At 50.7% G+C, this 21,012-nt stretch carries 24 protein-coding genes; 2 read left to right on the top strand and 22 right to left on the bottom strand.

All coding sequences use genetic code 11. From position 1 onward, the window contains the following. Positions 1-34: 34 nt before the first annotated feature. The 3 genes from plsX to TALK_RS06875 all read right to left on the bottom strand — a co-directional run bounded on the left by plsX (position 35) and on the right by TALK_RS06875 (position 2,522). Positions 35-1,111: a phosphate acyltransferase PlsX gene (plsX, locus tag TALK_RS06890; RefSeq protein WP_085617256.1), complete on the bottom strand. Its 1,077-nt coding sequence runs from the start codon at positions 1,109-1,111 to the stop codon at positions 35-37. A 262-nt stretch (positions 1,112-1,373) separates the two neighbouring features. Then, positions 1,374-1,949: a YceD family protein gene (locus tag TALK_RS06880; RefSeq protein WP_085617252.1), complete on the bottom strand. Its 576-nt coding sequence runs from the start codon at positions 1,947-1,949 to the stop codon at positions 1,374-1,376. Positions 1,950-1,961: 12 nt separating this feature from the next. Next, positions 1,962-2,522, bottom strand: coding sequence for a ubiquinol-cytochrome C chaperone family protein (locus TALK_RS06875; RefSeq protein ID WP_245829748.1), 561 nt, complete (start codon positions 2,520-2,522; stop codon positions 1,962-1,964). A gap of 154 nt (positions 2,523-2,676) precedes the next feature. Between TALK_RS06875 and TALK_RS06870 the strand changes: the two genes are divergently transcribed. Continuing rightward, entirely contained in the window at positions 2,677-3,126 is a 450-nt protein-coding gene (locus TALK_RS06870; protein ID WP_085617250.1) for an outer membrane protein assembly factor BamE, read from the top strand. A gap of 18 nt (positions 3,127-3,144) precedes the next feature. Here TALK_RS06870 and thiL read toward each other — a convergent pair whose 3' ends face one another. From thiL to rpiB, 9 genes are all read right to left on the bottom strand, one after another. After that, positions 3,145-4,122, bottom strand: a complete 978-nt coding sequence (gene thiL / locus TALK_RS06865) for a thiamine-phosphate kinase (RefSeq protein WP_085617248.1) — start codon at positions 4,120-4,122, stop codon at positions 3,145-3,147. Position 4,123: 1 nt separating this feature from the next. Next, a complete protein-coding gene (gene nusB / locus TALK_RS06860; protein WP_085617246.1) occupies positions 4,124-4,621 on the bottom strand; it encodes a transcription antitermination factor NusB in 498 nt (165 codons plus the stop codon). Next, positions 4,621-5,085 (bottom strand): 6,7-dimethyl-8-ribityllumazine synthase, encoded by a 465-nt coding sequence (gene ribH, locus TALK_RS06855; protein WP_085617244.1) that lies wholly within the window; start codon positions 5,083-5,085, stop codon positions 4,621-4,623. Before ribH ends, nusB begins: the two co-directional genes overlap by 1 nt. 4 nt (positions 5,086-5,089) lie before the next feature. Further along, entirely contained in the window at positions 5,090-6,244 is a 1,155-nt protein-coding gene (ribB, locus tag TALK_RS06850; protein WP_085617243.1) for a 3,4-dihydroxy-2-butanone-4-phosphate synthase, read from the bottom strand. Between the two features lie 6 nt (positions 6,245-6,250). Continuing rightward, the gene (locus tag TALK_RS06845; protein WP_085617241.1) at positions 6,251-6,838 is read right to left on the bottom strand and encodes a riboflavin synthase; all 588 of its coding nucleotides are present in this window, start codon (positions 6,836-6,838) and stop codon (positions 6,251-6,253) included. 4 nt (positions 6,839-6,842) lie between these two features. Further along, on the bottom strand, positions 6,843-7,964 hold the full coding sequence (ribD, locus tag TALK_RS06840) for a bifunctional diaminohydroxyphosphoribosylaminopyrimidine deaminase/5-amino-6-(5-phosphoribosylamino)uracil reductase RibD (protein ID WP_085617239.1): 1,122 nt from the start codon (positions 7,962-7,964) through the stop codon (positions 6,843-6,845). Next, positions 7,964-8,437: a transcriptional regulator NrdR gene (gene nrdR / locus TALK_RS06835; RefSeq protein ID WP_085617237.1), complete on the bottom strand. Its 474-nt coding sequence runs from the start codon at positions 8,435-8,437 to the stop codon at positions 7,964-7,966. Before nrdR ends, ribD begins: the two co-directional genes overlap by 1 nt. Before the next feature lie 26 nt (positions 8,438-8,463). After that, entirely contained in the window at positions 8,464-9,738 is a 1,275-nt protein-coding gene (gene glyA, locus TALK_RS06830; RefSeq protein ID WP_085617235.1) for a serine hydroxymethyltransferase, read from the bottom strand. 86 nt (positions 9,739-9,824) lie between these two features. Next, positions 9,825-10,271, bottom strand: coding sequence for a ribose 5-phosphate isomerase B (gene rpiB, locus TALK_RS06825; protein WP_085617233.1), 447 nt, complete (start codon positions 10,269-10,271; stop codon positions 9,825-9,827). Positions 10,272-10,734: 463 nt separating this feature from the next. On the opposite strand from rpiB, the gene TALK_RS06820 reads away from it, so the two are divergent. After that, entirely contained in the window at positions 10,735-11,154 is a 420-nt protein-coding gene (locus TALK_RS06820) for a Ros/MucR family transcriptional regulator (protein WP_085617231.1), read from the top strand. A 127-nt stretch (positions 11,155-11,281) separates the two neighbouring features. Here TALK_RS06820 and TALK_RS06815 read toward each other — a convergent pair whose 3' ends face one another. The 10 genes from TALK_RS06815 to TALK_RS06770 all read right to left on the bottom strand — a co-directional run bounded on the left by TALK_RS06815 (position 11,282) and on the right by TALK_RS06770 (position 20,865). Beyond that, on the bottom strand, positions 11,282-12,388 hold the full coding sequence (locus TALK_RS06815; RefSeq protein ID WP_085617229.1) for a branched-chain amino acid ABC transporter substrate-binding protein: 1,107 nt from the start codon (positions 12,386-12,388) through the stop codon (positions 11,282-11,284). A gap of 208 nt (positions 12,389-12,596) precedes the next feature. After that, positions 12,597-12,950, bottom strand: a complete 354-nt coding sequence (locus tag TALK_RS06810; protein ID WP_085617227.1) for a DUF6867 family protein — start codon at positions 12,948-12,950, stop codon at positions 12,597-12,599. Between the two features lie 10 nt (positions 12,951-12,960). Beyond that, on the bottom strand, positions 12,961-13,671 hold the full coding sequence (locus TALK_RS06805; protein ID WP_085617712.1) for an ABC transporter ATP-binding protein: 711 nt from the start codon (positions 13,669-13,671) through the stop codon (positions 12,961-12,963). Positions 13,672-13,694: 23 nt separating this feature from the next. Next, positions 13,695-14,546 (bottom strand): ABC transporter ATP-binding protein, encoded by an 852-nt coding sequence (locus tag TALK_RS06800; protein ID WP_085617225.1) that lies wholly within the window; start codon positions 14,544-14,546, stop codon positions 13,695-13,697. After that, positions 14,543-16,060, bottom strand: coding sequence for a high-affinity branched-chain amino acid ABC transporter permease LivM (livM, locus tag TALK_RS06795; protein ID WP_245829747.1), 1,518 nt, complete (start codon positions 16,058-16,060; stop codon positions 14,543-14,545). The genes TALK_RS06800 and livM overlap by 4 nt, the downstream gene beginning before the upstream one ends. Beyond that, complete coding sequence (locus TALK_RS06790) at positions 16,060-16,983, bottom strand: ABC transporter permease subunit (RefSeq protein WP_085617223.1); 924 nt, start codon at positions 16,981-16,983, stop codon at positions 16,060-16,062. Before TALK_RS06790 ends, livM begins: the two co-directional genes overlap by 1 nt. A gap of 353 nt (positions 16,984-17,336) precedes the next feature. Continuing rightward, a complete protein-coding gene (locus TALK_RS22435) occupies positions 17,337-17,528 on the bottom strand; it encodes a DUF6898 family protein (protein WP_085617221.1) in 192 nt (63 codons plus the stop codon). Between the two features lie 138 nt (positions 17,529-17,666). Beyond that, the gene (gene mmsB / locus TALK_RS06780; protein ID WP_085617219.1) at positions 17,667-18,557 is read right to left on the bottom strand and encodes a 3-hydroxyisobutyrate dehydrogenase; all 891 of its coding nucleotides are present in this window, start codon (positions 18,555-18,557) and stop codon (positions 17,667-17,669) included. Between the two features lie 70 nt (positions 18,558-18,627). After that, positions 18,628-19,722, bottom strand: coding sequence for an enoyl-CoA hydratase/isomerase family protein (locus TALK_RS06775; protein WP_085617217.1), 1,095 nt, complete (start codon positions 19,720-19,722; stop codon positions 18,628-18,630). Positions 19,723-19,725: 3 nt separating this feature from the next. Then, positions 19,726-20,865: an isobutyryl-CoA dehydrogenase gene (locus TALK_RS06770; protein WP_085617215.1), complete on the bottom strand. Its 1,140-nt coding sequence runs from the start codon at positions 20,863-20,865 to the stop codon at positions 19,726-19,728. Positions 20,866-21,012: the final 147 nt, after the last annotated feature.

Raw genomic sequence — 21,012 nt, 5'->3', positions numbered from 1 at the left:
AACCGCCAGTTTTAAGGGGAATAGTGGGACAGTGTCAGTCAGATTGGCCTGCTGCGATTGCAACGACCTCTTCGTTGATCGGGGCCTTTGACATGGCTTGTTCAAATGCTGTCAATTCTGCCTTGATCGTCTCGTTAAGCCGATTGGCTATCAGATCGTGGCAAACACCAATGGCATTAGAAAACCCAAGCGCATCGGTACCACCGTGGCTTTTGACCGCGATACCATTCAGGCCCAGCAACATCGCCCCGTTATAGCGACGAGGATCCATACGTTCACGGAAACGCTGCAAAGAACGACGCGCAAGAAGATAGCCGATCTTTGCCCAGAACGAACTTTTAAAGGTCTCACGCAGGAAATGAACCAGCAGTCGCGCTGTACCTTCAGCAGTCTTAAGCGCAACGTTACCGGTAAAGCCATCGGTAACGATCACGTCAACCGTCCCCTTGGCAAGATCGTCTCCTTCGACGAAACCTTCAAAACGGATTGGGAGATCAATTTCACGAAGGATTGCAGCAGCCTTTTTGACAGACTCGTTGCCCTTTAATTCCTCGATCCCGACATTAAGCAAACCGACAGACGGTTTTTCAATACCAAACAAGATGCGTGCAAACACCTCGCCCATCAAAGCAAACTGTACCAGGTTATTTTCGTCGCATTCGATATTGGCGCCAAGATCAAGCATTACCGTTTCGCCGCGCTGGGTCGGCATATAGGTGGCAATGGCAGGACGATCGATACCGCGAACCGTTTTAAGGACGAATTTCGCCATAGCCATTAGCGCACCGGTATTCCCGGCTGAAATTACGCCTTGAGCATCGCCTTCTTTCACAGCATTGATAGCAAGTCGCATGCTGGAATCGCGGCGTTGGCGAAGGGCGACGGATGGTTTGTCATCCATCGTTACTTCCTGCGAGGCATGACGGATTTCACTGACAGCTTCGAGCCCTGGATATTTGGCGAGTAGCGGCTTTAGGCGCGCTTCATCCCCAAACATCAAAAATTTAAGATGAGGCAACCGTTTCAGGGCTATTTCAGCACCCGCTACGACCATCTCGGGCGCGTGGTCTCCTCCCATCGCGTCAAGTGATATGCAGACCTGTTCAGGCAATGTATTCTCTTATGGTTGTTCTAAAATATCTGAACCGGGATTTACCGGCAGGCTTGCCAATCGGCGAAACTTGTCTTCGGCATGCCAGAACGCCCGTAATTACCGGAATTCTCAGCCCGACACAAGGTAAAGCCGATGTGCAATCCAAAGCCATCCCCGTCCGGCTTATGGTCGGCATTTTCAGTCAAAATCGTAAAATGCCAGTAAAGACCGGCTCTTTCGCGATATATTACATGACGAAACACGCAACCAAAATGGCTATCTAGTTTTTCTTCTCAAGTTGTTCCTTGAGACCGGCGAGTTTGGCAAAGGGATTTGGACGTTCTTCAACCTCGTCTTTGGCACCTGCTTCGTCGGGCATTTCAGCCCCATCCGTACGGGGATAAGGGTTCATTGCGACTGCCAGATATTGCGAAACAACTTCGCCAACATCAATCTTGCCATCGACAAGCGGTTCGGGCTGATCCAGCAATGCCATCAGTTCTTCTTCAGACAGGTCATCCAGATCATCAGGATTAGACGGCAGATCCTCTTCTGAAATATGCGGCGAGAACAGGACCTCGACTTCGTCATCAACAAGTTCCGGAACCGGTTCGAGGGTCGTAACACAACGCTGAACGATATCAGCATGCAATGGCCCACGAAGTGTAACTTCGCCATTCCCGGCAGTCGTAATGGTCAGCTCTGCCGTCAGGCTATTGATGGCAACCAGTTCAAAACGTTCGGCAAGCGCTACGCGCTCTTTTTCGTTTGCTTCGATACTGATCTTGTTCTTTTTTGCTACTTGCTCGTCAGTTTTGACGATGCGGGAAAATTCTGGGGTAATTTGTTTAGGCATTTTGGCGTCTTTCTATTCTGCTTTGGCTACGATGAATTCCGAAACGTCCGGAAAGTAAACAACACCACTGTGCAAATTCTGTGAATTCTGTTTGTCGAGCTCAGAAAGCGCATCATTGATATAGCCAACCATGGCCATCAGCTGCGCATCCGTGACCTCGGTATCTGCGTAAAGATTTCGTTTTAGTGCGGCGGCCAGTTCAATTGCGCCTGATTGAGCGCCCTCTTCATAAGCAACAATACGGCCATGATACGATTCTGACATCTTCCGGATCCGTTTAAGAATCCCGACATCACCAATTCCCATTTCTCGCATATTTTGATCAAGATCAGCAAACATGACGTCAAAAATCACCTGTGCCAATTCGCGACTGTTTTCATCTTTTTTTAAACGACGAAACAGTATGAAGGCATGCACCAGAATCAGGTCGAAACGGCCTTCCATTGTATCGGCAACGCCAAGGCGCGTATAGAATGCGGGCTGACGCGCCTGACTTACCAATGCAGAATAAAGCGCAAAGGCAGCACTTTGTTTGCGGTCTTTTTTCTTTAGCCAGCCGAACAACAGCAACACTCCTTCGTTGACTTTCCTGCCATGGCACGCAGAATGCCGTAAATTTCCCGGGGCGGTTCCGCCCCACCATTGCCCGGCAATATCATGCGCCCTGCGCTGAAACTCAAGGCAATTCCTTATTGACTTCAACTAGCGGATCGCTCTGGTGAGTTCCATGTATACAAGAACAACACGCATTTCCCTTCTTATGCTGGCCGGATTGGCTCTGATCGCGGTTTCTGCCTGCAGCCCGCGTATTGCGACACGGGGCAACGCACCCGAGCCGGAGGCACTTGAACAAATCGTCATCGGGGAATCGACCAAGGGGGATGTTACCGATCTGCTGGGGTCGCCTTCAAGCATTGCAGCATTTGACGAAAATGTTTGGCTTTACATTTCGCGCCGGACCGAAACGATTGCCTTTTTAAAGCCCGAAGTTGTTGAACAGAAGGTTGTCCTAATCAGTTTCGATGCTGGCAACCGGGTCGATATCGTCGGTGAATACAATTTGGAAGACGGGAAACCGGTCATTCCGACTAATCGCATCACCCCAACAGCTGGCAAGGAAATCACGATCCTTCAACAGCTGTTTGGCAACTTGGGTCGCTTCAGCGAAACAAAATAAACCAACATTTTTCAACGTTTAAAATCCAAAATGGTCGAATCCGCCCTTGGCGAGTTCGGCCATTTTGTTATCTGCGTCACGAAGATAAACCTGCCCTGATTGGTCTGTAACTTCGCCGATGATCGTAACATCTAGACCAAGAGCATCAATATCGGCACGTTTGGCGCAAATCAGAAGTTCATAATCATCCCCGCCGCCTAGAACTGATTCCCAGAGTACCGGATTGTCACGCACGGCATTTGCGGTGGCATCAGACAGCGGGATCGATTCCCGATCAAACACCATGCCGACATCCGATGCCGTGCAAATTTTGCGACAATCACCAGTCAAACCATCTGAAACATCCATGGCGGCATAGCGGGCGTTGCCGGCAGCACATTTCATACCAACGTCCATGCGTGGTTGAGGCACCAAGTACCGCGATGACAGGAAGGCTTTGTCAGCCTCATTCAGGTCGGTTAGACCGCCCTGCAAAACCTTCAAACCAAGTGCGGCATCCCCCAACGTCCCGGTTACCGCGATCACATCGCCTGATTTCGCAGCATCTCGTCGCATCGCCCTGCCCGTTGGTACAGCTCCAAAGGCCGTCAGGCTAAAGAATGTCGGGCCGGGGGTTGCCACAGTGTCACCGCCAAGCAACGGCGCATTAAAAGCGTCGCAATCCTGCCCCAGTCCCCGCGCAAAGGCGGCAATCCAGTCTTCTGAAAGGTTACGGTTATAGCCGGCTGTCAGAACCACACCCAACGGTCGCGCGCCCATGGCTGCAAGGTCAGACAGGTTGACGCGTAGAACCTTGCGCGCAATATCGGTCGGATCGTCCTGATTGCGAAAATGAACGTCAGCAACAAGTGCATCTACAGTTATGACAATTTCGTGCCCAGCAGGCGGAGTCAAAAGCGCCGCATCATCCAAAAGGGATAATGCGGCTTTTGACTTTTGCGCAATCGGCGCAAAGTGGCGGGCGATCAGATCGAATTCTCCTGATCGCGCCGTCATATCATTTCTGTCCGATTTCACCGGCACGAAGCGTTTTGCCGATCCGGTCAAGGACGGCGTTTACAAGCTTCGGTTCGTTCTCGTCAAAGAACGAATGGGCTGCATCAACATATTCCGTGATGACAACGCGCATCGGCACATCTTCGCGCATCATAAGCTCGTAGGTACCCGCGCGCAGAATACTGCGAAGAACAGTTTCAAGACGTTTGCTCGTCCAGTCTTTTTCCAGCGCAGAATTGATCAGGCCATCAAGATCAACAACACGTGTCGTCACGCCCTGTACCAGATCAGCAAAGAAACCGCGATCCGGATCAATCAGGTTATCATTCGGTTCATCGAGATCGCGAATACCTTCGCCATCAAGGCGAAAATCGGAAAACTCACGCACAATGTCATCGGCAGGAAGCTGTGACAATTCGGCCTGATAAAGCGCCTGAATAGCGGCAAAACGGGCGGCACTGCGCCGCTGGGCGGCGGATGACTTGGGTTTATCGGTCATTACTTGTGATGGATTCCAAAATGGTTTTGAACTTGGATCATACGCAGAACAGCACGGGCTGCCTCGCCCCCTTTGTTCTTCTGATCTGCCTTGGCGCGTGCAAGCGCTTGGGCTTCATTTTCAACGGTCAGAATGCCATTGCCGATCGCCAAACGGTAATCAAGGCAAAGCTGCATCAGTGCACGGTTTGCTTCTTCGCAAATATGATCGTAATGGGTGGTTTCCCCGCGAATGACACACCCCAGCGCCAGATAACCATCATAACGCGGACCTGTCGCCAAATCAGCCATAGACTGAACAGCATAGCGGATCGCCACCGGAACCTCGAAAGCACCCGAAACAGAAATCCGGCTCCAGGTTGCACCACCGGCTTCCAGAGTCGATGCAGCCCCTTTTACCAGATCTTCGACAATATGGGTGTAGTAAGGCGCATCAACTATCAGAATGTGCGGACCGTTACTCATGTTTTTATTCCTCCGAGACGACAAGCGGACGCTGATCAACCAGATTTAGACCGAACCCGTCAAGTCCTACGATGTGTCGTTTGGTATTTGAAAGCAAAATCATGTCGCGAATACCCAGATCATGCAATATCTGCGCCCCAACACCATAGTCGCGCAAATCAGAGTCGCCTGTCGATTTCGCAATTTCCTGACGCAAGGCTTCGCCGTCTCCGCCATTAAGCTCGATCAATTTCGCAATCGAGGACGAAAGCGTATTGGGTCTGGGTTCGCGGATCAGAACAATAACACCGCGCCCTTCTTCACCAATCTGACGCATTGCGGCATGGAGTTCACCGCCATGACTGCCCTGCCGATCTCCAAGCACGTCTTCAAGGACGTTAAGTGCGTGAACACGCGTCAAAACCGGTGCGTCGCTTGAAATGTCACCCTTCACCAACGCAATGTGTTCTGCATAGGTGACGTTGTTGACATACAAATTCAACTCGAATTCGCCACCATAGACGGAATTGATTTTGGTTGTTGCCTTGCGCTGGACAACCTTTTCATGTTTCCGGCGATAACGGATCAGATCTGCAATCTGGGCAATCTTCAGATTGTGTTTTTTGGCAAACTCGACGAGTTCGGGCAAGCGGGCCATTTCGCCGCTTTCGCTCATGATTTCACAAATCACACCAGACGGGTTAAGCCCGGCCAATCGCGAAATATCTACCGATGCCTCGGTGTGACCGGCGCGCACCAAAACCCCGCCTGGTCGTGCCCGCAACGGGAAGACATGCCCCGGGGTCACGATGTCGTCAGATGTCGTTTTGGGATCTATCGCCACAGAAATGGTTCGCGCGCGGTCCGGTGCAGAAATACCGGTCGTGACACCGGTTGCAGCCTCAATTGAAACCGTAAAGGCCGTTTCGTGTCGGGTCCCGTTACGGGCGCTCATCAACGGCAGGCCAAGATGATCGCAACGCTCAGATTCAAGCGTCAGGCAAATAAGTCCGCGTCCATGGGTCGCCATAAAGTTCACGGCATCAGGGGGTGCCATCTGAGCCGGAATGACCAGATCGCCTTCATTTTCACGGTCTTCGTCATCAACAAGGATAAACATTCGGCCGTTACGAGCTTCTTCGATGACGTCTTCGATTGGTGACAGATAATGATGCGGCACGGTTGTTCAATCCTTCCCCAGCATGCGCGCGACATATCGCGCCAGCATATCAATCTCGAAATTGATCCGGTCGCCCGGCTGTTTCGCCCCCAGTGTTGTATGCGTCTGGGTATGGGGTATCAGATTGATACCAAATGTGTTTCCGTCAACCTCGTTAACCGTCAAAGATACACCTTCAAGCGTCACTGACCCCTTGGATGCAATGTATTTGGCAAAGTTTTCTGGCACTTCAAATGTCAAACGAAGTGAATCACCTTCTGGAACGCGCTTGGTCAGCGTGGCGACACCGTCAACATGGCCCGACACGATATGCCCGCCAAGCTCATCTCCGACACGGGTTGCCTGTTCAAGGTTGATGCGCGAGCCAACTTTTAAATCGCCAAGTGTGGTGCGGTCCAGGCTTTCAGCAGATGCTTCGATGGCGAACCAATCGGCACCGGTTTCGATTACCGTCATACAGGCGCCATTGCATGCAATAGATGCCCCCAATACGATATCCGAGGTATCAAAGGCCGTTGTGAACTCAAAACGTGTGTCGCCGCGTTTTTCAACGGCGCGGACCGTGCCGATATCGGTGATAATGCCTGTGAACATGCAATTAATCCGTTATTTTTTCGTAAGTTGCCTCAATATCCTCACCTACCGCACGAATAGACGTGCGACGAAAATGTGGTATATGAGACAGGCGCTCAAACCCTAACTCTGCAATCATAGCCTTGCCATCTGCCCCCATCAGGGATGGCGCCGTAAAATGAACAATCCGGTCAATCAGATTTTCCTTGATCAAGCTGGCGGCCAATAGCCCCCCGCTTTCAACCAGAACCCGGGTTAGGCCGTGTTCGCCAAGTTGTTTCAACACGTCATTTAGGTCGAAATGGCTGTCTGCGCATCTGGCAGAGATCACTTTTACGCCAGATTTGGCAAACTTTTCAGAAACTTCATCCAACAACGGTTCAGTTGTTATCAACCAGGTTGGAACAGAATTTGATGTTAGCGCGAGTTTTGCGGATGGCGGAACCTTGCCTTTACGATCCAGAATAACGCGCAGCGGCGATTGATCTATCCGCCCGGGAAGCCGACAGGTTAATGTCGGATCATCTGCCAATACCGTGTTCGCCCCGACCAGAATGGCATCGTGATTAGCCCGCAAAAGATGCCCGTTCTCTCTGGCCCTGGCCCCTGTGATCCACTGGCTTTCGCCAGAATTAGAGGCCGATCGGCCATCCATTGTCGCGGCAAGCTTTAGTGTGACCAAAGGACGCCCGCGCATGACACGTGACAAGAAACCCGCATTGATGCGGCTTGCTTCATTGTTATAAAGCCCAACATCGACAGTAACCCCGGCATCGTGCAGCATGCCATGCCCCCGCCCGGAAACACGACCATCTGGATCTTCAAGCGCACTGACAACGCGCGAAACACCGGCATCAATCAGACCAGAGGCACACGGGGGGGATTTGCCGAAATGGCTGCAAGGTTCAAGGGTAACATAGGCTGTTGCACCCCGAGAATTTTCCCCGGCTTCATCCAAGGCAACGCGTTCCGCATGGGGACGACCGCCGGGTTTTGTAAAACCACGGCCAATAATCATTCCCTGCGAAGAAACCAGAACGCACCCAACCGATGGGTTGGGCCAAACATTGCCCAAACCGCGTTTTGACAGGCTTAACGCAACCCGCATAAAATGCCGGTCATCATCCGAAAACGCGGGGGTTGCCATTATTCAGTGTCCGCCTCTTCTTCCCCATCATGCATGTTTTCCACGAATTGTTCAAAATCGCGGGCTTCACGGAAGTTTTTATAAACAGAAGCATAGCGGACATAGGCAACCTGATCGAGAGCGATCAATGCCTCCATGACCATTTCACCAACTGTATCGGTTGAAATGTCGCTTTCACCACTGCTTTCAAGACGACGTTGAATGCCATTCAGCGCCTTTTCAACGCGCTCATCTTCAATCGGTCGCTTTCGGCAAGCCAAAAAGATCGACCGCGCCAATTTGTCGCGGTCGAACAATTCGCGTTGTCCGTCCTTCTTGACCACAGTCAGTTCACGCAATTGAACACGTTCAAATGTCGTGAAACGCGATCCGCAGGCCGGACAAAACCGACGGCGGCGAATGGCGTGATGTTCTTCGGTCGGGCGGGAATCCTTCACCTGAGTGTCGGTATGGCCGCAGAACGGACAACGCATAGTCTTTTACTCGCTTCTAATGGCGATCAGGAATAGATCGGGAAGCGTTTGCAAAGGTCTTCGACCTTGGCACGAACAGCGGCCTCGACCTCGGCATTGCCTTCCGGATGATCGACCATGGCGTCAAGAACGTCACCGATCAGTTCACCAATCTGCTTGAATTCTTCAACGCCGAAACCACGGGTCGTACCGGCAGGTGTCCCCAAACGGATGCCCGATGTGATGGTCGGTTTTTCGGTATCAAATGGAATACCATTTTTGTTGCAGGTAATCCCTGCACGTTCCAAGGCAACCTCGGCGATATTCCCCTTAAGGCCTTTTGGACGCAGATCAACCAGCATCAGATGCGTGTCTGTGCCACCGGTTACGATATCAAAACCACGCGTGACAAGAACTTCGGCCAAGGCCTTGGCATTGTCGACAACCTGTTTGGCATAGGTTTTGAATTCCGGACGTAATGCTTCACCAAAAGCAACGGCCTTGGCAGCGATCACATGCATTAGCGGACCACCCTGCAGCCCCGGGAAGACCGCAGAATTGATCTTTTTACCAATATCAAGGTTGTTTGAAAGGATCATGCCGCCACGCGGACCGCGAAGCGTCTTATGCGTGGTGGTCGTCACCACATCGGCATAAGGAAGCGGGCTCGGATGAACGCCACCGGCAACAAGACCGGCAAAATGCGCCATATCCACCATCAGAAGCGCACCGACTTTATCGGCGATCTCACGGAACCGCTTGAAATCGATCTGACGCGGAATGGCGGAACCACCGGCAATGATCAGTTTCGGTTTGTGCTCAACAGCAAGTGCTTCGACCTGATCGTAATCAAGGGTCAGATCGTCTTCACGTACACCATACTGAATGGCATTGAACCATTTGCCTGAAAGTGCCGGACGCGCACCATGGGTCAGGTGACCACCAGCATCCAGCGACATACCAAGAATGGTGTCACCCGGCTTGCAAAGTGCAAGCATGACGGCACCATTTGCCTGTGCGCCAGAATGGGGCTGAACGTTAACATATTCGCAACCGAACAGTTCCTTCGCGCGGTTGATCGCCAATTCCTCGGCAACGTCGACGAATTCGCAACCACCGTAATAACGGCGCGCCGGATAACCCTCGGCGTATTTGTTGGTCAGAACAGTACCCTGGGCTTCGATCACGGCTTTGGAAACGATATTTTCCGAAGCAATCATTTCGATCTGGTTCTGCTGACGATCAAGTTCATCTGTGACCGACTTGAACAGCACCGGATCTGATTCTGACAAGCTGGTAGAGAAAAAGCCTTTAAACGACATTTTGGGGCCTCTCGGTGCGATATGGCGGGACCGAACGCAACATAGTTCGAAACCCGTCCCGGGTTATTGCCAGGTGGCGAAACAGATTAATCGGTAACAGAAGACAGTTTTTCAACACGGCGTTCGTGTCGTCCACCTTCAAATTCCGTTGTAACGAATGCATTAACGCAATCAAGGGCCGTCGCGTCACCCAAAAGGCGCGCGCCAAGGCACAAAACATTGGCGTTGTTATGTTGGCGACACAATTCGGTTGAAAGACGGTCATGAACCAATGCAGCCCGAATTTGCGGAAAACGATTGGCCGCGATGCTCATGCCAATACCGGAACCGCAAACAAGAATACCACGTTCCGCCTGACCATTAATGATCGACTTGGCAACAGCCTTCGCAAAATCCGGATAATCGACAGATACCGATCCATCAGTGCCAAGATCAAGCACTTCCCAGCCACTATCGGCAAGTGATTTGATGATTTCGGATTTTAGTTCAACACCACCGTGGTCGGCGGCGATGGCAATGGTCTTGGCTGTCATTTTCGAGCCCTTGATAAATACGTCAAACAGTAATTTGGTGCGCCTTTTAGCACATAGCATCGAAACTGCCAACGCACAGCAGTCCGTGTTTTTCAAGTTTTAACCGGACAACTTTAAAGTGTTCAGGTCGATCACTTCCTACACTTAAGAAATCATATTCACGCTTATTGCGTTAGAAATACACAAAGTAAATACCAGTAACAGATTATATACATTGATATGTGTCAGGAAATATCGCGTACGGATAACTATATCTGACCTTGTTGTTCGATCCAGATATATATCAAATGTAAAAACTGACCTTTGATATCAGATGCATCGGTATAATTTTGATGTTATCGTATGTTTTCAACTTGAATGTTTAAATAAAATAGACACATTGAATAACTGTCTTGTTTGACTATATCTGTAAAACAGTGCAAATATCATTGTCTATTCGTAATGACGAAGGAAATATTTTAAAATGACCGATGCTGAAATCAGCGTTCTGGACCGCGACGAACTGCTGCAGATGACTGTCGATATTGTTTCTGCTTATGTCAGCAATAATGCGATTGCATCCGCCCAGATTCCCGAATTGATTTCGACCATCTTCAACTCGCTTGACGATATCCGTGCAGTTGAAACAGTACCGGAAGAAGAGCCTCAGAAACCGGCAGTTTCAATTCGCAAGTCAATTGGTGATGATTTCATCATCTGCCTTGAAGATGGCAAAAAACTTAAAATGCTCAAGCGCCATCTGCGCACGACCTATAACCTGACCCCGGAAGAATACCGGGCAAAATGGGGTCTGCCGTCAGATTACCCAATGGTTGCGCCGAACTATGCAAGACAGCGTTCGCAGTTTGCCAAGAAAATCGGCCTGGGTCGTAAGGCGAAGTAATCCGCCCTACTCCCAACACAGCGACGAAAAAACGCCTTCAGTTGTTCTGAGGGCGTTTTTCTTTTGGTAATGGGTAACAAAAAAGCCCGGCATTTCTGCCGGGCTTCCCGCTGATCGAAAGATCAAATTATTTAGCGTAGTCGTAACCGCCGTTTTCCCATTCGTAGAAAACATAACCCGGTGCTGCGACATCGCCTTTTGCATCGAACGAAATCGAACCGAGAACGGTGTTGAAGGCATCACCGCTATGCAGCGCTTTGATAACGGCTTCGGAATCGGTGGTACCAGCTTTGGCAACAGCCTGTGCCCAAGCCTGAACCGCGCCATAGGTGTAAAGGGTGTAGCCTTCTGGTTTGTAACCCTTTTCTTCAAAGTACTTCACCAGATCTGCGTTGCTCGGATCTTTTTCAAGCGCCGGACCGGCGGTGAAAAGCGTACCTTTGCCAGCATCGCCAGTGATCGACCAATATTCGAGCGAGTTCAGCGCATCACCGGAAATAGCGATCGTATCCAAACCCTGGCTGCGCATCTGACGAACAATCAGGCCCAGCTCGGTGTGATAGCCACCGTAATACAGAACGTCGATACCTTCAGATTTCAGCTTGGTCACCAAAGCCGAGTAATCTTTTTCACCCGGGGTAATTGCCTCGTACATCGCTTCGGTTACACCGGCCGCATTCAGGTTTTTCTTGGTCTCGTCAGCAAGACCTTTGGAATAAGCCTGTTTGTCATGAACGATGGCGATTTTCTTGCCACCATAGTTCGCAGCCAAGTATTTACCTGCAACTTCACCCTGCTGGTCATCACGACCGCAAACACGGAACACATTGTCCATGTCGCGTTCGGTCAGCTGCGGATTGGTCGATGCCGGTGAAATCTGAACAATGCCTTCTTCGAAATAAACTTCCGAAGCCGGGATAGAGGAACCCGAGCAGAAGTGACCTGCAACAAGAGCAACACCTTTGCTAACCAGCTGGTTAGCAACAGCAACAGCCTGTTTCGGATCGCAAGCATCATCCCCGATTTCAAGAACGACTTTTTCGCCGTTAACGCCACCGGCAGCATTGAGGTCTGCAACCGCTTTTTCGGCGCCCTGTGTCATCTGTTCGCCAAAGGCGGCGTACGGGCCGGTCATCGGACCAACGGTCGCGATAACGATGTCTGCTTTTGCTGCCCCCATCGAGAGGACAAGCGCGGAAGCAGTTGCCAGAAGGCCGAGCTTGGTTTTCGACATAAGAGAAGTCTCCCTGTTCCAAAGGTTGGTTCCATCACCATGACAGAACCATCTTTTCGGACCCTGAACCGGCTCGTTTTTTTTGCCGATTACCAGTTTAGGATCCTCGTACTTTAGCACCCCAGAATTGGTGTGCAATAGTACTAAGTACTGCACTGCCAATAATTTAGCAGTACGGCGGCGATGCATTATCATCACCACCAAAAGATCAGACGTCCGCCCCTTCCCGTGCGCGGAAACCAAACGGTCCGACACGTTCATAGAGCCACGGATACTGCGACAGCATCTTGTTAACCCGCGTAACGCGGAACGCTGCAATCAGAACTGCAAACAGGATCGCCGTATCGAAGATGTAGCCGGAAAGCGAAAGAAGCTCGCCCTCAAATAATGCATAGATCATGAACCGGTCAGTCGCTCCCAGCAGCAATGCATAGGGATACACCTGACTTAGCGGGCGCCAAGTATTGGCGATCGCCTGTCCTGTCATGAACGCACAAAACCCCATCAGGATGACGGTCATTCCGATCGTGACACCAAGGCTGGTACCTGTAATCGCTTCCATTTCCGTCCTCCTAGTGGCCACCTTCGAGATAGGCTGCACGAACTTCTGGATTGGCCAGAAGTTCGGCACCCGTTCCCGACAGGGTTATATTTCCGTTAACCATGACATACCCGCGATGAGCAAGCTTGAGCGCGTGAAACGCGTTCTGCTCGACCAGAAATACAGTGACTTTCTTTTCGCGGTTAATTTGCTTGATGGTTTCAAATATCTGCTTGACAACAAGTGGTGCGATGCCAAGTGATGGCTCGTCCAGAAGCAATAGACGTGGACGTCCCATAAGGGCACGGCCAATGGCCAGCATTTGCTGTTCACCGCCAGACATTGTACCAGCGCGCTGGGTAATACGTTCCTTCAGGCGCGGGAACAGATCAAACACCATTTCCAGATCCTGATCGAAATATTTCGGATCCTGGGTGCTCGCCCCCATCTGCAGGTTTTCGTAAACGGACATGCGCGGGAAGATGCGGCGCCCCTCTGGCGACTGCTGAATACCAAGATGGCAAATCTCATGCGTTGGCATGCGACTGATATCCTGACCTTCAAACAGAATGCGCCCCTTTGAGGCCTGCGGTGCCCCGCAACATGTCATCAGCAAGGTCGTCTTGCCAGCGCCATTGGCACCGATCAACGTAACGATCTCACCTTCATTAACTTCCATATCAATGCCCCTGAGGGCTTCGATATTGCCATAGAAGGTATGAACACCTTCAATTTTCAGCATGGACATATCGGTCTACTCCCTCACTACGCGTTCGGATCGAGATGAAGGTCGGCAAGGATTTCCGGCGGCAGTTCATCGTCTTCTTCCTCACCGAGGTAGGCACGAATAACTGCCGGATCTTTCTTGACGGATTCCGGATCGCCATCGGCGATCTTTTTGCCGTAATCAAGCACGATCACATGATCGGAAATCTTCATGACGACGCTCATGTCATGTTCAATCAGCAAAAGCCCGATCCCCTGATCGTCACGGATACTCTGCAACAGAACGTTGAGTTCTGCCGACTCGCGGGGATTAAGGCCAGCTGCTGGTTCATCCAGACACAACAGTGACGGATTGACACACATGGCACGCGCGATCTCAAGACGACGTTGCGAGCCATATGGCAAATTGCCGGCATTCCAGTCGGCCTGCTCATAAAGGCCAACCTTGTTCAGCCAGAACTTGGCTGTTTCAAGGGCCTCCTGTTCGGCCTTGGCATAACGGCGAAGATTGAACAGCCCCGCCAGCGAGAAAGCCGAAGCTTCCATCAGGCGGTTATGCTGGGCAACAACCAGATTTTCCAAAACAGTCATCCCGGTAAACAGGCGAATGTTCTGGAATGTACGGGCCACACCGTTATTGCGCGGAATGCGGAAACCTTCGGTGCGCTCCAAAAGGCGCGGACCATCATTAGCATAAAGCGTCAGACGTCCTTCTGTCGGAACATAAAACCCGGTCAGGCAGTTAAAAACCGTGGTTTTCCCTGCGCCGTTCGGACCGATAATTGCCGTAATCTCGCCCTTTCTGGCGGTAAAGGACAGATTGTCAATGGCAACCAGACCACCAAACCGCATGGTCAGATGTTCGACTTCAAGCTGTACGTTGTCGGTCATTTGACTTCTCCGGCAACTTTATCTTTCGTGCTCATATTCAGCAGAATGGTCGGGTCACGGAAGGACAGAAGACCGCGTGGACGCCACAACATGATGGCAACCATACCTGCCCCGAAGATCAGCATGCGATACTCGGCCAGTTCACGGAACATTTCCGGGAAACCGATCATCACAATTGCGGCAAGAACCACCCCGATTTGACTGCCCATCCCGCCAAGAACAACGATGGCAAGGATCACGGCAGATTCAAGGAAGGTGAAACTTTCCGGGCTGATAAACCCCTGACGGGTTGCAAAGAATGCACCAGCAAAGCCGCCAAACATGGCACCGATGGCAAAAGCTGAAAGCTTGGTGTTCGTTGGGTTGATCCCCAATGAACGACATGCGATTTCGTCTTCTCGCAATGCTTCCCAGGCACGTCCGATCGGCAATTTGCGCAAACGCGTCGTAACAAAGCTGGTCACAAGCGCAAGAACAAGGATCAGATAGTACAGGAAGATCAGACGGTGCATCGACGAGTATTCAAGACCGAACAGCTCGTTGAAACCAATATTGCCCTCAGGCACACGCCGACTGAAATCAGCAAAACCAAAGAAACTGGGACGCTCAATTGATGAAATCCCATCCGGGCCACCAGTCAAATCATACCAGTTAATCAGAATAACACGGATGATCTCACCAAAGCCCAGCGTCACGATTGCAAGATAATCCCCGCGCAGTCGCAGAACCGGGAAGCCAAGGATAATACCAAAGCTTGCAGCGAAAATGCCGGCGAGCGGAAGGCATAACCAGAAGCTGAGATCGAAGTTCTGTGACAGCAACGCATAGGAATATGCCCCGACGGCGTAGAACGCTACATAACCAAGATCGAGAAGACCAGCCAACCCGACCACGATATTAAGCCCCCACCCCAACATGATGTAAATCATCACCAGAGTTGCAAGGTCGATCGCAGAACGGTTTTCACCAAACAAAAACGGGAAGATCACAAAGAAGGCAATTCCCAGAGCTCCGATTTTCTTGGTGTTGGAGCGATAGGCAAGCTGGATCTTTGCTCCAAGCTTTGGCGCTGTGTCAGCTTCAGCCACCGCAGTTTTCTTGCTGAAATAGGCAATGGTGAAAATGATGCCAATGAATGCCAGTGCGACAATCACACTGGTAATGCTACTTGAAGCCATATCGAGAATGACCGGATGAGCCCAACGGTCATCAAGTTCGCGGAAACGAACAAACATCTCGAACACTGCGATGGCTGCAAGTGTGATCAGGACAGCCTGACCGATACGCGACATGTTTTCGCGACGCATAATCAGCGCCAGTCGGCCAATCATAGTCGACACGATGGCAGTAAGGACAAGATCCCAGCGAACGGCCAGTTCAAGTCCTGTCGGACGGTCAACCGTCTCGACACCGAGAATCATGACCGACATCATCAGTGCGATAACGGCAAAGAACGCTAGTTCCTTGGCGATTTCAGCACCGGAAATTCGTGAAGATGTAAGGAAAGCGGACATCAGACTTTCTCGACCTCCGGCTTGCCAAGCAGACCCCACGGGCGGAAAATCAACACGAGAACAAGAATACCAAACGTCGCAACGTCCTTATATTCAATCGTGAGATACCCCGACCAGAATGCTTCGATTAGACCGATCAAAAGGCCACCAAGCATTGCACCTGGAAGCGATCCAATTCCCCCGAGAACCGCAGCGGTGAACGCCTTAACACCGGCAAGGAAGCCGATATAGAAGTCAATCACGCCGTAATACAGGGTAACCATCATGCCTGCGACGGCCGCCAGGGCAGCCCCCATTACAAAGGTCGTGGAAATAGTACGGTCAACGTTGACGCCCAGAAGCCCCGCCATGGTGCGATCCTGTTCACAGGCGCGCTGCGCACGACCCAGTGACGTTTTCGCAATCAATGTCGAAAACACAACCATCAGCACAAAGGTCAAAACAATAATGATCATCTGCATATAGCTGAGCAAAACGTCGAAATTCGCGCTTTCCATCAGGACGATACCGCCCTCGATCAGCGGCTGCATCGGCTTTACACGAGCCCCCTGCGCAATTTGCACGAAGTTCTGCAGGAAGATCGACATGCCAATGGCCGAAATCAATGCTGCGAGACGGAATGATCCGCGCAGCGGTCGATATGCAATCCGTTCCACGCCCCAGCCATAGACCGAGGTCAGAACCATTGAAACGACCAGCATTAAAAGAAGTGTAAGCGGCAAAATACCGCTAATCCCTGCGGCCTGACAAATCAGGAACGTAATCAGAGAATGGAACGCGCCCAGCATATAGATTTCGCCATGCGCGAAGTTGATCATACCGATGATGCCATAGACCATCGTGTAACCGATCGCGATCAAACCGTAGATAGCTCCCAGCGTCAGACCGTTGATCAATTGTTGTAAAAAATAAGCCCAATCCATTGCACAACCTTAGATTTGGCACAGACAAACGAGGTCTTCGTCCGATTGGCTGAAGGCGCAAAACAAGATACAGATGTATTGATTGGATGAGACAAAGTCCCCCAATTGCCCCCGCGCAAACCTCCGAAGCCTCCGTCTTATTGTTATCGGGTTTTTCCCGGTTCTAGCCTTTGGACACGGCCATTCTTATTGTAGCTCTTTATCCAAATGCGCGATTAGAGCACAAACCTTAGACACATGAGGTCGAAGGCTGCAAGTGGCTTTGATAAATTGGTCAAAAACACCAAATCATATTTCATTCTCAGAATAAAACACCAACACCATCAAACGCATGGCTCTATATATTGTATATTTTATCCCTTATTAAGAACGTATTCAAGTTTTTGAACTGCAACGCGCTTTAGTTGTTCCGGATTCCTCGATACTGGTCCTGCGACAGTCACCTCGACTCCCGTTTTTCCATCAATCGCCGTACAGCGCAGGTAAGTCCCTACCTGTCGCAATTCAAAATATATCTCGCGCGGGACAGTGTTTCTTGTTGTCATTCTTCATTCCGGGAATTTCTGTTCGGTGCCTTCACCGAGCACCTCATTAAATCTACCACTAATGTGCATATCGGTATTCATAAAAAAAGCCCGGCAATCGCCGGGCCTTCACATTTGGTTTCTGCGTTTGCAGAAGTATTATTTCTCACCATCAAGCATTTTGACAATAGCAGAAAAGTCCATACCGCCATTCCCACCATTGGAATAAAGCGCATAAAGGCTTTCGGCGAGCGCCCCCATCGGGGTCGTCGCCCCGGACGATGCGGCAGCCTGTTGGGCAAGCTTCAGATCTTTAAGCATCATATCAACGGCAAAACCGGCTTGATAATCACGGTTTGCCGGCGAGCTTGGAACAGGCCCCGGGACGGGGCAGTAAGTTGTCAGCGACCAGCACTGTCCTGAAGCCTTGGACGAAATATCAAACAATTTTTGCGCATCAAGGCCAAGACGTTTGGCCAACATAAATGCCTCGGATACGGCGATCATACTGACGCCTAACACCATATTATTACATATTTTCGCTGCCTGCCCGGCGCCGCTGGTGCCAGCATGAATGATGTTGCTACCCATTCCATCCAAAATCGGTTCAGTGCGGGCGAAATCATCATCCGAACCACCAACCATAAAGGTTAATGTTCCTGCTGTGGCCCCTGTTACACCGCCGGAAATCGGCGCGTCAACGGCGCCAAGTCCATTGGCCTTCGCCAATTCTGCAGCTTTGCGAGCGGCATCAACCTCGATGGTTGAGCTATCGATCAAAACGGTTCCGGCCGCAGCATTAGCAACAACACCGTCTGGCCCTTCGTAGACTGACAGCACATGCTTTCCAGCAGGCAAAACCGTCACGACAAACGCCACATCCTTTGCCGCTTCAGCAATAGTTGCCGCCCTTGATGCCCCTGCATCAACTGCTTTGGCAACGGATTCTTCTGATAAATCAAAGACCTTAAGATCATGGCCAGCCTTGATCAGGTTCGCCGCCATCGGCCCGCCCATATTTCCCAGACCAATGAAACCAATTTTCGCCATTTGGACTCTCCTCTGAATTTTGGATATTAATATTTTGTTTGATTTTAAAAAGTTACAGGAAGAGAGGCACCTATAACTTCAATTCTTTTTCAGTAGGTAACGGATCAAAATATTCGGCAACCTCGCGTGGGTCGACTTGCCCGACATCGGCATGCTGCCATTGAGGGCTATGATCCTTATCCACAATCACCGCCCGCACGCCTTCGAACAGATCAGGTTTACATACCGTGCGCTGTGCAAGCCGGAACTCCATCACCAGAACCTGTTCCAGCGTCATATCACGCCCCTGACGGATTTGTTCATAGGCAAGGCATACTGCGATAGGTGATTTGGTGCGAAGAATCTTCGCCGTTTCCATGGCAAACGTCGAAGTGGAAGAACTCATACCTGCAAAAATATCGATGACCGATTTCTTGCCAAATAATTCGTCAATTTCCCCGCGTACCGATTCGAGCATACCGTCATGAAACTCGGAATTATGCGTATCCAATATTTTCTGAACGACAGCAAAGGCGTTATCTCCGCGGTCCATATTCACAAGATCAGCCTTCAATGACGCAATCTGATCTGCCTTTACGCCATGCGTTGCCAATCCGGTATAAAGGCAATCTTCTGCCTTGATCCTTGCGCCTGTCAGGCCTAGATACATGCCAATTTCACCCGGGCATCGCGGCAGAAAATAACCGCCTCCAACATCAGGGAAAAAACCAATTCCGGTTTCCGGCATCGCAAACAGGGTGCGTTCCGTCACGACACGGAAACGACCATGGATCGAAACGCCGACGCCCCCGCCCATCGTGATGCCATCCATTAACGCGACATAAGGTTTGGGATAGGCCGCGATATAATTATTCAGGCAATACTCCCGACGATAGAACGCATCAAGAAGCGCATCATCGCCACGTTTGCGTGCGTCATAAAGACCGCGGATGTCGCCCCCGGCGCAAAATGCCTTTTCTCCGGCCCCTTCGATAACAACCACAGCAACCGAGCTATCATTTTCCCAAACACGCAACTGCGCAGCCATTGCATCGACCATTGAAAGATCAAGTGCATTAAGTGCTTTCGGCCGATTAAGCATAATATGCCCGATTGCACCGGTTCGGGAAAACACCACAGATTGTTCTGTACCTTCCGAGGCGGAGGTAACGTTATCGCTACTCATAACTTAATCCTTTAGCGCGGCACGTGAAATGATCAGGCGCATGATTTCATTTGTTCCTTCAAGGATTTGATGGACCCGCAAATCACGCAAAAGCCTTTCAATCGGGTATTCACGAATATAGCCATACCCACCGTGAAGCTGCAGGGCTTCATTACAGACCTGGAACCCGATATCGGTGCCAAAACGTTTGGCCATCGCGCAGAACTGTGTCGCGTCGGGGGTTTTATTGTCCAGCTTCCATGCTGCTTTGTGCAGCAGCAACCTTGCGGCTTCAAGTTCGGTGACCATGTCGGCATATTTGAATTGCAATGCCTGAAATTGATCAAGTGTTTTGCCAAATTGTTTGCGCACTTTGATATGGCCCCGGGCGTGTTCCATTGCGGCACGTGCACCACCAATCGAACACGCTGAAATGTTAAGTCGGCCACCATCAAGTCCCATCATGGCAAACTTAAATCCGTCGCCCTCTTTGCCCAGACGATTTTCAATCGGGACTTTGCAATTGGTGAAAATCACGGACGAGGTCGGCTGGCTGTTCCAGCCCATCTTTTCTTCAAGTTTACCAAATGAAAGCCCTTCGGCGTCCTTGGGAATGATAAAGGTCGAAATACCTTTTGGGCTATCATCACCGGTACGCGCCATAACGATATAAATGTCGCTGCGCGAACCACCAGATATGAATGCCTTTTCACCATTCAGGATATAATGATCGCCCTCACGTGTGGCACGTGTCCGAAGCGATCCGGCATCTGACCCTGCGCCAGGTTCAGTCAGGCAATAACTGGCGAAATGGTCCATGGTTACGAGGCTAGGCAGATATTTTTGGCGCTGATCTTCGCTACCAAAACAATCAATCATCCAGCACGCCATATTGTGGATCGAAATATAAGCAGCCGTGGATGGGCATGCGGCCGCTAATTCTTCGAATATGACAGCCGCGTCCAGACGCCCAAGCCCCGAACCACCAACATCCTCACGAGTATAAATCGCAGCAAAACCAAGCTCCGCAGCCTTGCGCAAGGTTTCCTCGGGGAAAATGTGCTTTGCATCCCATTCCCCGGCATTCGGAGCCATTTCGTTGCTTGCAAAATCGCGGGCTGCCTCGGCAAATGCCAATTGATCTTCTGACAGGTTAAATTCCATTGGATCGCCGCCTCTGAATATTTTGATATTTTCCCTTTACGTAAACGTGAATAAGGCTCTTTGTCAATTCATTCGGTATAACAGTACCGATTTATGCAAATAATTATTACGCTGCGATTTCGGGCTATTCTGAAAGGAATTTTTGAT

Source organism: Thalassospira alkalitolerans (genome assembly GCF_002115745.1).
Lineage (GTDB): Bacteria > Pseudomonadota > Alphaproteobacteria > Rhodospirillales > Thalassospiraceae > Thalassospira > Thalassospira alkalitolerans.
The sequence above is the reverse complement of the archived record's forward strand: the minus strand, read 5'-3'. Positions and strand labels throughout refer to the sequence as shown.